The organism is Dysgonomonas sp. GY617 (genome assembly GCF_015233815.1).
Lineage (GTDB): Bacteria > Bacteroidota > Bacteroidia > Bacteroidales > Dysgonomonadaceae > Dysgonomonas_A.
On sequence record NZ_JADCLR010000014.1, the window covers coordinates 227,088 to 244,713 of the forward strand.

At 33.3% G+C, this 17,626-nt stretch carries 8 protein-coding genes and 2 tRNA genes; 2 read left to right on the forward strand and 8 right to left on the reverse strand.

All coding sequences use genetic code 11. From position 1 onward, the window contains the following. Positions 1–467: 467 nt before the first annotated feature. The 8 genes from IR022_RS09765 to IR022_RS09800 form a co-directional block, all read right to left on the reverse strand. On the reverse strand, positions 468–1,373 hold the full coding sequence (locus tag IR022_RS09765) for a hypothetical protein (RefSeq protein WP_194203559.1): 906 nt from the start codon (positions 1,371–1,373) through the stop codon (positions 468–470). A 232-nt stretch (positions 1,374–1,605) separates the two neighbouring features. Next, complete coding sequence (locus IR022_RS09770) at positions 1,606–4,815, reverse strand: DEAD/DEAH box helicase family protein (protein ID WP_194203560.1); 3,210 nt, start codon at positions 4,813–4,815, stop codon at positions 1,606–1,608. Next, the gene (locus tag IR022_RS09775) at positions 4,815–7,787 is read right to left on the reverse strand and encodes a site-specific DNA-methyltransferase (protein WP_194203561.1); all 2,973 of its coding nucleotides are present in this window, start codon (positions 7,785–7,787) and stop codon (positions 4,815–4,817) included. The genes IR022_RS09770 and IR022_RS09775 overlap by 1 nt, the downstream gene beginning before the upstream one ends. A gap of 195 nt (positions 7,788–7,982) precedes the next feature. Next, the gene (locus tag IR022_RS09780; protein WP_194203562.1) at positions 7,983–9,182 is read right to left on the reverse strand and encodes a site-specific integrase; all 1,200 of its coding nucleotides are present in this window, start codon (positions 9,180–9,182) and stop codon (positions 7,983–7,985) included. 102 nt (positions 9,183–9,284) lie between these two features. Continuing rightward, a tRNA-Phe gene (locus tag IR022_RS09785) sits at positions 9,285–9,357 on the reverse strand. Positions 9,358–9,422: 65 nt separating this feature from the next. After that, the gene (locus IR022_RS09790) at positions 9,423–12,404 is read right to left on the reverse strand and encodes a glycoside hydrolase family 3 N-terminal domain-containing protein (protein WP_194203563.1); all 2,982 of its coding nucleotides are present in this window, start codon (positions 12,402–12,404) and stop codon (positions 9,423–9,425) included. Beyond that, positions 12,404–13,231 (reverse strand): bifunctional metallophosphatase/5'-nucleotidase, encoded by an 828-nt coding sequence (locus IR022_RS09795; protein WP_194203564.1) that lies wholly within the window; start codon positions 13,229–13,231, stop codon positions 12,404–12,406. The genes IR022_RS09790 and IR022_RS09795 overlap by 1 nt, the downstream gene beginning before the upstream one ends. Positions 13,232–13,332: 101 nt before the next feature. Beyond that, positions 13,333–14,085, reverse strand: coding sequence for a 5'-nucleotidase C-terminal domain-containing protein (locus tag IR022_RS09800; RefSeq protein ID WP_194203565.1), 753 nt, complete (start codon positions 14,083–14,085; stop codon positions 13,333–13,335). A 314-nt stretch (positions 14,086–14,399) separates the two neighbouring features. Here IR022_RS09800 and IR022_RS09805 point away from each other — a divergent pair, with 314 nt between their 5' ends. Beyond that, positions 14,400–17,195 (forward strand): TonB-dependent receptor, encoded by a 2,796-nt coding sequence (locus IR022_RS09805; protein ID WP_194203566.1) that lies wholly within the window; start codon positions 14,400–14,402, stop codon positions 17,193–17,195. Positions 17,196–17,313: 118 nt separating this feature from the next. Continuing rightward, positions 17,314–17,386: transfer RNA gene (locus tag IR022_RS09810), tRNA-Lys, on the forward strand. Positions 17,387–17,626: the final 240 nt, after the last annotated feature.

Below are 17,626 nucleotides of genomic sequence, written 5' to 3' on the forward strand. Positions count from 1 at the left end.
AATTTATTTTTTAATGTTTATAAAATTGTATTTGTAGTTAGCTTCAAACTTTGGCGCCTTCTCGTTCTTAGCTGATTTGTTGCACCGATGGAGTTTATTCTGAAAAACTCGATGCCAATTTTTCAGAAGTTTGTTTTTGTTTCAGTATTTCAAAGAACGCTGTAACCTTTTTCGTTTTGATTACGATACAAAGGTGCATGACTTTGAAAATTTTGTTAGGAAAACAACAATCGTTAAAATGAGATTAGTTTTCTACCTTATTTCTAATTTGATACTTGAATAGGAAAATAGACAATACGTCAAAGAGCACTTGCATTCAGTATTTTTTTCTGAAACGCAGTGCAAAAGTGTAGTAATAGAAAAGGGGATGCAGGAAAAGAATTGATGCTAAAATGAGAGTTGTTTTTTATATCACTAGAAGTAAGCAATTTATTTAAACAAAAAAACGAGAAGATTTAGTCTTCTCGTTACCAGGATTCAAATGCATATGGTAGATTATTTTCATCTATCCAATTAGCTTTATAGTCTAATTTTCGTAAGTATCGAATTCTTGATCTTATGTTTTTTATATCATCTTCATGATCAAATTCTTCTTCTGAGATAGGCATGTCCACATATTTCAAATAATCCTTTACAAATCGACATTGCTCATTACTTATTTCAGTAGTATTTGTTAAGTCTTGGAATAACTTGTCTATTCCATTAATTAGTATATTCTGATATTTATTGGATTTTCGACCTGTTTTCTTTGAATAATTTTCTTCTAATTCTAATTGAGCTTGCTCAACATTTTTAATTCCTCTCAGGTATTGTTCTAAATGATTATTTATTGCAGTGAACATCCAATTCGATTTATTGTCTAGTTGCAACTTCTTATTGCCACAAATTAGGGTAATGGGAGGTTCTGTTGGTGTTTTCTTCCAATCATTAATGAAGCTATAGAGTTGAAGCATATCTGGGCGAACATGGTGTTTATAAATATCTCTTTCTTCCATGTAGATACTTTCCAAATCATTATCTTCTAAACTTGGGGTATTAGTAATTTGAATATAAAAGTGAGTTGCGATTATTATTGCAGTAGTAAATTCAACTTTTTCTGTAATATTATATATTTTAAGCCACTCACTTATTATTTGTGGATTATAGACTTCAAACTCTATTTTTAAATCATGTTTTATTAGAAACTCTAAACGATCTTGGTTATAGAAGTCTTCTGATGGTATTTGTTCGGAGAATTCTGCTACTGCTGCAAATATCTGTTTATTTATACTTCTTCTTTCAATATTAAAATATTTATTTAGATAGGGTTCCGCTATGTGATAATAACTTGCAGGAATGGGTAGTTCATAGATCGGTTCGGTTAGAGCCTTCATTTGGTATATATTTCAATATTCGTTAAAAAAATATCAAGAAAAGAAGATACTGTATTTTAGGTAACTAGTTCAACAGACTTGACTCTAAATCCCAATATATTCTTTGTATTATTAACTGTATCATAATGTTTTAATAAATGATCTCCATATAATGTGATCGATATATTGAGGGAAAAATTTGAAGATGGTATATAAAAGTGTTATTTGGAAAATAATATCCTAATTGTATTATTCAATCAGTTTTTAAAATTTGACCGATATATTCGTTTTTTTGTTCTAATTGAAATAAAACATTGTTATTATTAAACTCTAATCTATCAATTCCTTTAGCCCAATTAATATCCTTAAATCGAGTATTTGATATAATGTACGAATCTAGAAATATATTATCTTTTTCAACTTGTGATTGGATTCTATCTTTTAAAACACTATGAAACTGTATTTTAGGATCATTCAATCCTTTCGAATTTCTTATACCTTTAGGATCGATAAATTTGATATATTGGTATTCTCCTTTAATAATCCATAAAATAAAGTCAGGATAAAAATTATTACCACCTGCAAAGAAACCAAATCCTTTTTTGCTTTGATTTCTTAAAATGTATACCTCTTTATCTATCAAATAATCTTCATTATTCTTCATATAAGAAATCAGGTCATCTAAAAACATTTTTTCGAATTGATCTAAAGCTACAGGACTAACTTGTAAAAAATTTGAATAAGCTTTTTTGTTTGCTTCCGAATCTATATATATCAAAGGCTTATATAAGTGAAGTTTATTATCAAAAGCTTCAAATCCAGAATTTATGCCAATCTTTTCAAACGCTTCTTCATAAAGCTCTGTTTTTAACTGCTCTAATTTCTCTTCATATAAATCTATATCTTCTAAGGTATTTAGCTGTATATTATATTCTGAAATAAAGTTATCATTATCAGAAGTCAACACTATTGTCTCTACTTGATTTGACAAAAACTCATTTTTATAATATAAATAATACTTATCAATATATTTTTTCAATAATGCAATAGACAATTCTTCCCAAAGCCTAAATTGAGAATAACTGCTATGTCGAATATCTTTTTCTGGTATATACAAAGTATACCAAGTGCTATTCTTTAATATGATCTCAAGATCACTTTTTGAGATTATCAGATTATTATAAGACTTGTCTTTTTTATAGGCTAAAAGCTCTAAATAGATTTTATCCCAATCTAAAAACACAAGATGTTGGTTCGTTAAAATTGTTTCGTTTTTTGAAATAGAGACTTTAGAAGAATTTTTATCTATTGCTTCTATTGTTGGATACCTATCTAATTCAACCAATCGAGATAAGAATATTTGTTCTTCTAGCTTTAGACTTATTGGCTTCTGCTTGAATGTATTTGTCTTTTTAATCGATAATACTTTCAGTCCATTATCCTTTAGTATTTTCTTTTTAATGACAACAGGAATTTGAATGTTTTTCCAAGCTGAATCATTGGTTGGTAAACCTTCTTCTTCTAAGAAGATTTTAAACTGCTCCATATAATTAGCCTGTACTCCAAAAATATAAAGCGTTTCTAAAGGATTTAATATTTTTCTAATACTTGCCAAATTTGTAGGTTGCTGATAAGAATCTAATTCTGTTGATCGTTTTAGACTAAAATTATATCCTTTGAGCCTAACACCACGTCCAAATAACTGAATTATTTGTGAGCCTTCGCTTTTCCCAACATTCATCAACCCCATAGAACTAACACGCCAAGACGACCAACCTTCGGTAAATTTTTTTGATCCTATGAGTAAATTAATAGTCGAATCATCATTATTAATAGTCTTAAATAGAGAATCTGAAAAGTCTTTTTCACTACCAAGAACATCATTATTGATCGCTAAATCAAACAGTTTCTTTTCGTCGCCAACATTAATAACTCCAAAATATCTTTCAGAATTTCCAACACGCAAACCTAGTTCACCATAAGCACCTTTCAGATTGTCTAAGTAAACATTTGCTCCAATAGTGGTATTATTGAATACCAATTCGTTGATTTTTGCAAATATTTCATCAACGGACAATGATTGTTTTTTAAGGTAATTAAAAGCTCCATAAAAAATTGGATAGCCTGCTGAATCAATCAAACCTGCCTTATCTTCCAAAATTAGCTGAATATCGTCTTTTGTTTGTTTCCCGTTTTTAAGAAAGTCTGATATAAAATAAATGATTTCTAAAACATCTGATACTTCTTTTTTATTCTCAGAGCGAACAGCATTAACTTTCCCACCAACAAACACCCACAAGGGTTTGTGAATATTAAAATCGCAAGCTAATTTATCATTAGCACTAAAGATCAAAAGTTGTTGAAAGAATGAAAGAAGATTAGCTGTCAAATAAAGCCTTTGATAATTAGAAGTATCATCTTTTAAATTCAGAATCCTATAATCTTTTCCATACCCATCTCCATAAAAGAATTTATAAGAATAATCAAACAAAATACTTTTGCCATACTCTTGTGTAAATTCTTCTTTTGTCTGTTTCTTAGATATTGCATTGATAGCTTGACCAAAAGTTGCTGAATATTCAAAGGCAAAACCTGTAGCACTCAACTGATCTCTATACTTTTTCCAACTATCGCCACCCATACCTCCATGACCTTCGTCAATCAATACCAGATTATCAGTTTCGAAGCTATCTACTGCTACAGCTTTATCCCCTCCACTATCAGCCAGTTTTGTGATTTCTAGTATTTCTACTTCTTTTGAAGTATATAGACTTGGAGTATTCTTTTTAAATATATTAGCAGGAATATTGGATTGCTTAAATTCGTCTAGGTGTTGTTTCGATAAGCCTTCGTTTGGTGTTATCAGAATGATCTTGTTTTGATGCTCTATATTATATTTTTTAGCATAATACAAATATTGCTTTATGTTGATGTGCATAAGCAATGTTTTTCCTGATCCCGTTGCATTCCAATATGCAAGTTTATTCAGATCATTTAGTCCAAATGGTTTTATCTCAAAGTAATTCTTATTCTTTTTATTTATTTCTGCTTGTTGACTATTATATAACTTGAGATATTCGTTTAGTTCTGCTACAAATTTCGTTTTGTTTTCAAAATATCGGTCAAGATAGATTTCGGTAAATAATAATGACAGATATTGAAAATATTTCCATACTATAATATTTTCTCTATCTTCTGAAATTTCTTTATTATGTCTTACTATATTCTGGTCATACTCTTGCAACTTATTACTTGTTAAAAGTGGGATTAAATGTTTGTCATTTAAAAGACATTGTAAAAAATGAGTATTACCATCTGCTGTATAACCTTCGTTATTAGAATCTTTAAGCTCCGTGTAGATACTGTTGCCCTTGCCATCTAGAATAGTCTTGCCTAAACTTTCTATTCCTAAAAGCGACAACATATATTTTGAAAGGACTAATTTATCGTGAAATTGTGCCATTATAGTTCAGAGATATTAAACATTTTATTAAAGAAAGCTTCCTCTATTGGTTTCATTTTAAATCTGTCAGACTTAGCATTGTATAGGTCTTGATTATAATCGCCATTGATATATATTTGAGACAATGTGGTGGATTTATCCGTTGGATAAAACTTTCTAAATACAGATTCAGTCATACCGTCATCTATTGTTTCCAGATTTCGCCAAATCACTAGTGTCCTTATTCCTTCACGTGTTTTGCCTTCTACTAGTTTCACATCTCCTTCTCTGCGTATTTGTTCTACATACAAGCCTATTAGATAATTAAATGTCTCTACTAAATCTATTGTTGTAGAAATCATTTCGTTGTCTTGTGTAACATTCAGTTTATACGAAAACGGATTCTGGAACATTTCGATATTAAACAAATGTCCTTTCGATTCCACATCGAGCATATACGACAATAGATATTCCTCTTTAAAAATATTATTAAAATCCAAAACTTGCATTTGCTCGTTAGTAAGTTTTAACTCTAAATTGTTGAGCGTGTCTTCGTATGATTCTAATATTTGATATTTAAACATTTGCGAAATACCAACTTTGTCTTGTGGTTTTCCGTTTTTCCAATTGTCGGAATAGATTACCTTCTGAATACGTGGTTTGGTTACCGTATCAAAATAAGTACCCATCTCTACCAGAATATATTTTCGTTTGCCTCCATCTTCTCTGTTTAGCTTTATGGTAGCATGACCTGTTGTACCTGAGCCTGCGAAATAATCAAGGATAAGAGAACTTTTATTAGAACTAACAACTAATGTGTCATATACAGTATATATTGATTTGGGATAGCTAAAACTACTAACAGAATTAAATAATGCTTTCATGAGCATTATTCCATTAGTAGATGCATCATATCTAGAATCATGCCAAATTGTTTTTGGTTTTTTTCCCTCTCCTGTGAATCGTCTCTTTTTTTGTAATTTCCATTCTCCATCAGTAAAAGAAACTAATATCTCTGTATCTTTTTTTTCTAGAAAAGTTTCCTCTCCCCATCTCCATACTTTTTCTTCTTTTTCATTGTTAATAGGCAAGATTTCGACTGAATAATTATCATCTTTATTTAGAGATAGTCTTTTTGTCTCTGGATCTACATATATTGAGTAATACAAATTCGGACGTTCGTGCCTGTTTGAATTATTTCCTGTTCTCATATAACCTGTTAAGGTATAGTTAGAAATTTGATCAGTCTTGTTGTATTGTTTTAGATCCTCTTCGGTAGCTTTGAAATTATTTATCTCAGCGATCTCACTATTTTTCGCATAAACAAGCATATATTCATGTGAAGTTCCATAAAATTTATCATCATTTCGACCTCTTGGATTGTGTACGACAACAACATTAGAAATGAAATTTTCTCGACCATAAATCTCATCTAAAGAGAATCTAACACTATCAACTTCATAATCATCTATAGCAACATTTAATAATGATTTTGAAGCTAGGATTTGTTTACTTATCTCTATTCGGTCATATAAAAAACTTAAAAATGATGAGTGTTTATAAGTGTTTTTATAAATAATTTCACTTGACTTTGCATTATAAGGAGGATCTATATAGCAAACATCAATAGCACTATCATACTTTTCTTGCATCAAATTTAGTGCTTGAAAATTTTCGGAGTTTATAAGCAAACCATCTGTTTGTTCATCCAGGTTATCAAATTCAGCAAGTAGTCTGTCTTTGAATTCTTCAGTAAAGAGTTTTGTATCTAGTAGCAAATATTGTTCTTCCTCTAGTTGCTCTTTATTTGTAATGGTAACATCAAACAGTTTTTTCCATTCATCTACCTGTGCTTTATTTGAGGCTATTTCATCGTAATATGACGTAGGAATACGATCTAATGTAATACAATAGTTGGTACTAGTGACAAACTTCTTTTTCAGCCATAGTTTTTTCTGGAAATCTTCTATTTGTGCTAAAAATGTAATGATTTTATCAGCAACTAATTTCAGAGCTTGTATTTTTGCTATTTGCGATGTAAATTGATCGATATTGCTCGTTGTTCCAATATCATCAATAGCTAACACTTCGTTTTTGATATAAAAATCCAATTCGCGACGAAGGAATTGCCCTAAATCTTTATGTATAAAATAATCGAATGTATTGCGTGCGACAAAACTTTCGATATGCTTCTCTAGCATTGTCCGATTTTTGTTTGTAGCTGTTGGCACTAAATCAAGTATAGATATAAATTCTGTTGGTATATGCTGTACCAATAAATTTAGTCCATCCTTCATTAGGTCAGATTGCTTTGTAGCTTTAGGATAAAGTTCGTAAGTAAAGTTTATAAATAGTATGTCGCCTTCTACATCTACAGGTTTTTCGGTATAGATAGCAAAACGACGCTCCATATTGTTTTGAGCCTTATTATTATTCTGTTCAGTAGATGCTTCTTTTAATTGAAATTGAACTTTCTTCTTATCCGAAAGAATGAAACTGTAATTTTTCAGATATTCCGATGTTTTAATATAATATTGATCTGCATTAGCCCAATGTAGTTTAACTTCCTCACCTTCGTAAGGAATAGCATATACATCTTTTTTGTATCTGCGCAACGAGATGAAATCTCCACCTTCGTAATATCTTTTAAAGAAATTAGTCAAATGAGAAAATATATCTTGCTCAAGACTTGCTATATCTGTTGTTTTCAGCTTATTTTGGAGTTCTATTATTGCAGGAACAGTATTTGGATCAATACCCAAACTTGATGCTCCCTTTGTTTTTTCATCTAACTCTTTTTGAATAGTTGCAGTATCAAAGCCCTGCGCTTGAATCAATATCTTTTTTATATCTGATGGTAATATTTTATCGACAAATTCTTCTACTTGTTTCCTCTTTTGGTTCATAATGCGATAGATTCCAAAATCTAGATCCGCCTTATCCATCTCAAATATTTCTGTCAAAGTATCTTGAAGTTTTTTATAATTATCCATATATTTATGTGTCGATGCAAATTATCTAATTTCTTTTCTTGTCAAATTTAGTGATTTTATTCTATCGAATAAGCTTATCTTAAATTCAATTCTAGTAAATATTTAATACAAAGAGGATAAAATTTGAATAGGGTATATAAAACATACTTTCCTCAAAAAATATCCTCCTTATAATATTAGCAAGTTAATTAATTTCTACAATAAATTTTTCATCGCTTCATCAATCTGACTATTTTCAAAACTATCTAAATAGATTTGAGTGATTTTTTCTGAGCTATGCCCCAATGATTCACTAATAATAGAAGTATTAACACCAGAACGTTTTAAAACAGTTGCATAGGTGTGGCGTGCCACGTAGGTAGTTAAATCAATTGGCAAGTTTAGTTCCTCTCCAATACCTTTCAATCCTTTATTGATTATGGCTAAGACTTTATGAATCCTATTCGCTTTCTGTACATCCGTCTTATGAAATGTTGATAGTATAGGGAATAAATAAGGATTATCCTGTTGCTTGTATTTCAGAACGATTTCAGAAGCTTTATCCTGTATAGGTATTTTAATTAATTTCTTAGTCTTTCTACGAGTATAAACCAACCGTTGATCTATAATATTACTTTCGGTTAGATAGGATATATCCACAAAGTTAATCCCTCCTGAGAGGTAAGAGAAGTAAAATAGGTCAATTGCTAGTTGGGTATATGCTCTATCAGTCTTATAGCTGATTATTCTCTCTACATCTAGTTTTGTGATTGATCTCTTTACTGTTTCTTGATGCAGTTTAGAGACTTTATAAGTTTTAAATGGATAATACTCTGGTTTGACTATCTTTTCTTCAATAGCAACATTATAAATTGCTCTTAAAGTTCTAAAACGAATACCAATTGTATTTTCGGCTAAACCTTTCTCTCTTAGATGAGCTTCATAACGTTTTAACCATGATAAATCAATATCTGAGAAGTAAATATCAAGATGTCCATTAAAGATCAAAAGGGAATTCAGCACTTGTATATTAGACAATGCATAACCTTTCCTTTTTTCTTTTTCCAATCTACTTATTTGAACGAGGAAAAGCTCATTAATAGTCTTTGCATTGAGGGGAGAATTGACTTTATCAACTAAGCTAGTAGCCGTAAATTCTTTGCTTGTAGTTTTAAATTCAAATATTTGCTCTGAATATTCTTTCGTTTTTTCATTAATCAAATTTAAAATTTGTTCCCTTCTAGGACAATTCCGTTTAGGTTTGCTTTTCTCAAAATCCCAATAATTAGGATGAACTGAGATTCCTAAACTTTTATATTTTTTCTTGTTGTCTTTGCATATCCGTATCATTAACGGATGTTCGCCATTTGAAAGTGTCTTTGATTTGAACAAAACCGCATTAACAGTAGCATTCATGATGTTTTTTGGTTTAACTCTTGGTTTAACTCACATCATTAAAACCTCCATTTTACCCAATAAAAAAAGGTAGCTATATTTCTATAACTACCTTATTACCAGTGGTGCCACCAAGAATCGAACTAGGGACACAAGGATTTTCAGTCCTTTGCTCTACCAACTGAGCTATGGCACCTTAACCGTTTTGCGATTGCAAAGGTATAACAATTTTCTATATCTGCAAGCGGAAGCTCATTTTTTTTATTTATTTATCGCATTATAGATAACCGACTGTATGCGCGGACGGATATTCAGACTAGATAGTTTCTTGTGTGTACGAGAGGGATTCACTCTGTTAGACAAGAAGATATAGATCATATTATTATCGGGATCAACCCAAAAACATGTACCTGTAAAACCCGTATGTCCATACACACTTATTGGGGCTTGCGGAGCTGTTGGACTCGATCTGTTATTACGTGGGTCGGGTTTATCAAACCCTAGTCCTCTCCTACTGTTCGGACTTTTAGCTGTAGTAAACAAACGTGTTGTCTCTTTACTCAAATATCTTTCGCCTCCATAAGTTCCCAGATTAAGCCACATTTGATAGAGCTTAGCTAAATCATTAGCATTCGAAAACAATCCTGCATTACCAGACACTCCACCTAAAAATGCAGCACCCTCATCATGAACATAACCTTGCAATAATTGCTTCCTCAAAAAGTCGTCCTGCTCGGTTGGAGCAATTCTGCTTTTATCAAACTTTGTCAATGGATTATACATAGTAGTTGTAGCACCCAGCTTCTGATAAAGATTTTGTTGCAAAAATGTACTCAGATCTGTATCGCTCACCTGCTCTACAACCTCTTTTAGCAACATAAAATTGAGACAACTGTAAAGATACGATTTATTAGCTCTTAATTTACTTTCGGCTATACGATATAAAATTGTATCCTGATAAGTATCGCTTATATATAAGTTCTCTGAAACCCTTTTGGTAAAACCGGGCTTCGACACTTCTGATATTAAATTCGATTTATACTTGAAATCGGTCCTAGCCCATGCCCCATTATCAATCAAAGCAGGGTAAGAGTTTTCTTGCTTATAACTAATCAATCTGCCTGAGTAGCTATCAGCATCAATTGCAGGCATATAGTATTGAATAAAAGATGGCAATCCTGTTTCGTGAAACAAAGCTTGTCTTATTGTTATATTTTCCTTATCAGTATTCCTTAATTGAGCAACCGATTTGCTCAGTGGAGATTGAAGGGTAATCTTCTTCTCATCATACAACTTCATTATAGCAGGAATAGTGGCAGAAGCCTTAGACATCGAGGCTATATCGTACAGATCGTCATTGGTCACCTCTTGTGCTTTATTGTATTCGAAGGAACCGAATGATTGGTTATAAATAACAACTCCATCTTTCGCAACCAAAACCTGACAACCGGGAAAAGCTTGTTGAGCAATTCCATCTTTTACAATCTCTTCAATTTTATCTAGATCTGAAGATTTTATTCCGACCTCTTCTGGAAGATTGTAGGCTAGTCGTGTTTTTGCAGTTTCCATCCCTTCTCCTACCTCATATAAGCCTTTTACAGAGACTGGCAACTTACCCGAGATATTATTACCACCAAAAATAGCTTGAGCAGCGTATTCTTGCGCAAAAAGAGTATTTTCGTATCCAACAACAACAGCATCGGTACTCTTTATGACAGAATTGAAGCGAGCCATACTATAAGGTGACGTAAAGAAGGTCAGAACGCTTTGTTTCCCCTCAACTAAACTCTGTATATCTGCACTCGAAAAAACTCTGTTAGAATGAACAGAAACCAATATTGTATTATAGCCACTCAACTCTGGTTGCAATTTCCTTAGTTCACCAATACTCATTACATTAAAACAAGTAACATCTCCATACAGCTTTAAAGTAGTATGGAATGGATTATTGCGAGATGCCCCCAAAGAGACTGCTGCTATCTTCTTTTTGTCCAAAGATTTTAGAGGAACTATTTTATCCTCATTCTTCAACAAAGTAATAGCTTCTTCATTCAATTTTCGACAAAGCCATTCTGCAGAAGTAGTATTTAATCTAGCTAAAAGATTATTTGTATCAACGGGCTTTAATCTATTGAGACCTAAAAGGTATTTATACTCTAATATTTTTCGACATCTGACATTTATTATAGAGTCGCTTAACACCCCGCTCTCAACAGCAACTTTCAAAGCCTCAAATTCTCTTCTTGCATTTACTGGCCCCAACAACAAATCGTTACCGGCTAAAATGGCCCTTACACTCATATCTTTTTCAACAGACACCCCTTTCATTGCAAGCCCATCCGTAAAAATAAGCCCGCTAAAGCCCAATTCAGTTTGAAGCAGGTCAGTCACAATAGGTTTAGATAAAGAACTTGGAGCACCTGTATTATCCAAAGCAGGTATATTCAGGTGTCCTGTCATTACACTTGCCAAACCAGCATCTATATATTTTTTAAAAGGTAATAATTCCACATTTTCAAGACGATCTTTATCGTGACTTATAAGAGGCAATGTTTTATGAGAATCCGTAGAAGTATCGCCATGTCCGGGAAAATGTTTTGCTACGGGTAATACTTTTCCCGACTCCAAACCACGAGCATACGCAATTCCTAGCCGAGCAACTCGTTTGGGATCTTCTCCGAACGAACGGATACCAATCACAGGGTTAGAGGGATTACTATTGACATCTACATCCGGAGCAAAATTGACCTGTATACCCATTATCCTGCATTGGCGAGCCATTTCCCGTCCATAATAGTAGATAAGAGAATCATTTTTAACGGCTCCAAGCATCATATTTTTTGGAAAGCGAGTTGTATTGTCCAAACGCATAGACAAACCCCACTCTCCATCGAAGGTAATCATCAATGGCACACGAGCATTCTCCTGAGCCAGATTAGTTAAGATTGCTTGGTTTTCGGGAGTCCCCTTAGAAAACAACACACCTCCAGCATACTGATCCCTAACAAGGCTAACTAAGTTCTGGCGATTGGCTGCACCATTATCGCCTTTTACGTGGATAATAATCAGTTGTCCGATACGTTCATCTAAAGACATCTGATTATAAACAGAATCAACCCATTGCCGCATTTTCAGCTTATCAGCATTCTTCATCATCAAAGGTTCTATCTTGTCTTTCGCAAAGCACGAGAATACAGATAGAAATATATATGCTACAAAGCTAAAAATGATTCCCTTCCCCATTATTTTTTAATTTTATCCAGTTCGACCTCTATTTTATTTACATATGCTCCATTTTTTCCGGTCTGAAAAATCATAACCTCTTTTCCATCCAAATTCTTACGCATATCGGGTTCTTCCATATAAGTATGAGAGTGTCCACCTATAATTATATCCACATTCTTCGATTGCTCTGCTAATTGTATATCTGAGTTGTAGCCTACATGAGATAAACAGATAATCAAATCACATTTTTTTGAATCTTTAAGAATCTTAGCATAGAAGTTCACACTACTTATGATAGGCTTAAACTCCATTCCATCATATTTATTCTTTTGCACAAGACCTTCGGGGTCTACTCCTACACCTAGAACTCCTATTTTTAGTCCAAATCTATTCAATACAATATAAGGCTTTATATCATCTTTAAGAACTGTTCTGGAAAAGTCATAATTACAATTAAGAATTGGAAAATCCAACCGATCAACAATCATCTTCAGCGTATCTAATCCATAATCAAATTCATGATTTCCTAAAGTTCCGGCATCGTATTTCATGAGATTCATAGCTTGTGTTTCTACCCTTCCATGAAAAAGATTAAAATAGGGTGTTCCCTGAACAAAGTCACCCGCATCAAACAATAACACATTCGGGTTTTGCTTTCTCACTTCAGCAATAAAAGCTTCACGCGCCACAACACCACCCATACCACCATAACTCTTGTCACTTTCGGGCAACGCCTCTATACGACTATGAGTATCATTTGTACCCAAAACCACAATCTTCTTTTGAGCACTTACCATTAATCCTGCACAAAGCAGGGTAAACAATAATATATTTTTTAATCTCATCTTAAATTCTCTCTTTTTATTAAAGCAATTCCAACTATATCTTGTCATTTTTCAAAGTCAATCGAATTGAATACTCACCCAAACAACAAAAGTTAGCAATCCTACTTCTCAATAGTTATTCTTCCATCTAACACCGATGATATTTCTTTACCACTCGCAGTCTGATCTTTTACATATTGCATCATGGCATCACGAAGCGTTATTCCCGGCTCTATTACTTCGAGTGAGTTTTTAAAGGCTTCTAATCCATCATTACCGTCTGCCAAATAATCGAGAGTAATAATTGTATATACTTTATCCTTATCAACCGGCTGCCCTTTTACAGTAGCCGATTGCAGTTTTCCATCTTTGATTATTAACTTCACTGTTGATGATATTCCTGCACCTCCCATTTTAGCATAAGATTCAAAAGCATCCAACAAATCGTTACCTTTGAGCTTTATTAAGACAAGCGTATTTTCGAATGAATATATCTCGAAGATATTACCTACTGTTATATCACCCTTCGCCAGATTAGCACGATGCCCATGTACATTCATACATGCCAAATCACATGCTCCGCTTGTATACTTTTCGCCATAAGCCTCCATTACATCCGAAGTCAAGTTTGTCAACAAACTCTCAGGACGCGCATAAGTCATATCTTGCGTCGATACTCCTATCACCTGATTCATTTCATTATCAAGCTTCACCTTATATTTTTCAACAAGAACTTCTACTTCTCCCCCAGCTTGGAGATAATCAGCCGCAACAATTGGTTGTCGTTGAGCTTGTAAATTTGTCACAACATACTGTTGTCGGGAGCAGGAAAAGCACAATGCAATCAACATCGCACCTCCAATCACTTTTTTCATAAATATTCTTAATTACAGTTTTAACCACAATAGTTAAAGTATCCAAATCGGCAGTATCTATTTAGTAACAGAAACAGAAGCAACGAATTAAATATTTGATCTTAAAACAAAGCGGTTTTCGTTTAAAATCCAAATTTAGCTAATAAATAATTTTTAGCTTATTCTGAAGATTTAATAATTCGTAAATGTAGAGATATTGCGAAGGTTCTACAAAAAAATACAAAAAAAGAAGATTTAGAATTAAACCTTTTAATAGAATCTTGGTCTGATGATGTTAATGATACCTATCGATCAATAATAACGCCTTTTAGTCAATGAAAAAAATACTGCTTACATTTACCTTGGCAATAACATCTCTATTGTCTCTTGCTGCACAAAACAATATACGAATTACAGGAACTGTTTTAGACAAAGCAAACAACGACCCTATTGAACAAGCGGGGATACGAATATTACGAGAAAAAGACAGCACCTACGTTCAAGGCTTAGCAACTGACGATGCCGGCAAATTTATTATCAGTATTAGCCCCGGTAAATATATTATAAGCGTATCTTACCTGGGATACAAAGAAGCATTCGTAAACGTAGACGCAAGCAAAAAGTCTGTTGTAATGGATGATATATTTTTAAACGCAGACGGCATTATGCTTAGCGAAGCTGTTGTTACAGCTAAAGCTGCCGAAATTGCAATAAAAGGTGATACAATTGAATACAATGCCGACTCTTATAAAGTGCAACCAAGTGCAGTAGTAGAAGACTTATTAAAGAAGATGCCAGGAGCAGAAGTTGACTCAGAAGGAAAAATTACAATCAATGGTAAAGAAATCAAGAAAATCTTAGTTGATGGTAAAGAATTTTTCTCCGACGACCCCAAAGTTGCATCAAAAAATCTGCCCGCAGCAATGGTTGATAAGCTACAAGTATTAGATCGAAAATCGGATATGTCGCAAATGACGGGCTTTGATGATGGGGATGATGAAACAGTTATCAACTTAACTATAAAGAAAAATATGAAACAAGGATTGTACGGAAGTACGACCAGTGGATTAGGTAGTGACGACAGATACGGTCTTAGTGGAATAGCTAATTACATGCACAACGACAATCAATTTACATTGATGGGTGGATCAAACAATACAAACAATGAAGGTTTCACAGATAATGCGGGAAATACATTCAGAGGGTTTCGCCCCAGCGGCATCAACTTTGGAGGTGGCAATGGTATCATTAAATCGACCAGCGGAGGCTTCAATTTCTCTATGACGCCATCCGACAAGCTCAAATGGGGAGGAAACTCTCGTATAGGCAGAACAGAGAATGATGTAATTACCAACAGACATGTAGAACGATTTACTCCCAATGATCCAAGGGGTAACTTATTTCAGAATACAAACAGTACAGGCATAAACAAAAGTGATAATATAGGTGTAGATTTTCGTTTCGAATGGACACCTGACTCTTTAACCAAGGTAATCTTTTCTCCTAATTTACAATATGGACAAAATAAAGCTTCTAATATAAACGACTTCCTTAGTACTTATGAAAATACTAATGACAGTATAAACTGGGGTAAATCAACCTATTTCTCTGAAGGAGAAAGTAAGTCAGTAAATGCAAGGTTAGAGGTAAGCCGCAAGTTAGGTAAAAAAGGAAGGGTAATTAGCTTTAGCCTATCTGGGGGATTTAATAAGCTGGACAATGATATAGAAAATTGGTCTAAGAAAACAACTAGACAAAGTGCCAGCCCTGACTCCATCTCTCTTATCGACATACGCACAAACCAAGATAATCATGGGCATAATTGGAGAGCATATTTATCTTACGTAGAACCTATCGGAAGAAATAATTTCATTCAATTTAATTATAGCTTTAGAAAAAACTACTCGGTAGCAGATCAGAATACATATAAAAATGATGGTTCAGACAATTATACAATCGTCGATTCTACAGCTACAAAAAATTTAAAAAACGACTTCATAAATCAAGAAATAGGCATTAACTTCAAATCGGTTAGAGCCAAATACAATTACACCCTTGGAGTTATGCTACAACCCTCGAAAATGGACAACTGGGTTATTACTCCCAAGGAAAGTGCCGAGATATCTAATAATGTACTTAATTATGCTCCAGTAGCACAATTCAATTATCTATGGGATAAGAGACATAACCTCCGCGTTGATTATTCGGGAACAACCTCTCAACCATCAACTACACAATTATCAAGTGTAAGAGACGAATCTGACCCACTAAATATTAGCTATGGTAATCCAAATCTAAAACCGACATTTACCAACCGATTCAGACTCCGCTACCAGAAATTCAATCCAGAAAAAGCTAGCGCAATTATGGTATTTGGAGGTTTTGATTTTGCATCAAATGATATTGTTGCCAGAACCTATTCTTTTGAAGGAGGGAGACAAGAAAGCACTTTTGACAACATAAATGGAAATTGGAGTACAAATCTAAGATTGATAATGAACCGCCCTTTAAGAAATAAGAAATTCTCAGTAAACTCTATGACTTTCGGGAACTACGCTCGAAAGAATGGATATATTGATTCTGGAAAAAACACGGCAAATACCCTCAATCTAGCCGAGAGTTTAGGTCTACAATATCGATCTGATCTATTCGATTTCGGGCTTAGAGGAAATATTAGGTATACTACAACTGACAATAGCTTAGGAAATCTTCAAGATCGTACAATTTATAATTATGGAGGAAGTTTTAATACAACATGGTATTTGCCCTATAATTTTGTCGTGGATACAGATTTAAACTATTCCGCGAATGCTGGAACAACTCAAGGATTTGAACTAAATGAATGGCTATGGAATGCATCTATGTCAAAACAAATATTTAAAGCAAAAAATGGCACAATCAAATTTAGTGTTTACGACATATTGCATCAAAAGACGAATATATCCCAATCATTCCAAACTGAATCTGTGAGTGAAAGTATTACGAATGTTTTAGAAAGCTACTTCATGGTAAGCTTCATTTATCGTTTTCAAATATTCAAAGGTGGAGCCAAAATGACTGATATGAATAACGACTCCGGCCCTAGATTTGGACCTCCCGGAGGAGGTGGACGACCTTCTCGTCGACTATAAAAAGAATGCCAGAAATGAAGAGCAAAATAATATTTTCATAAAATATTTCCTAATCGCTATTGGATATATAATTTATTATACTACCTTTGCACTCGCTTTCAAGAAAAGCAAATAGGTAGATTCCGTAGCTCAGTTGGTAGAGCACATCACTTTTAATGATGGGGTCCTGGGTTCGAGCCCCAGCGGGATCACAAATTAGACAAGCAAACAGAAGTAAATTCCTGATTTTCAATGAAAATCGGGAATTTTTGCTTTAATACTTCCGGTAAAAAATGGCAGTTTAATGCATATTCCACAAGGTTAAATCGTGGGACTTGGGAATCCATAAAAAAAGCCCAACAGCTTAGCTTTCTTCTCACTGATATACAACGTTTTGCATAGGTTTATTTTGACAGGGATTGAGTAATTTTAAATCCTTAAAATGTAAACAA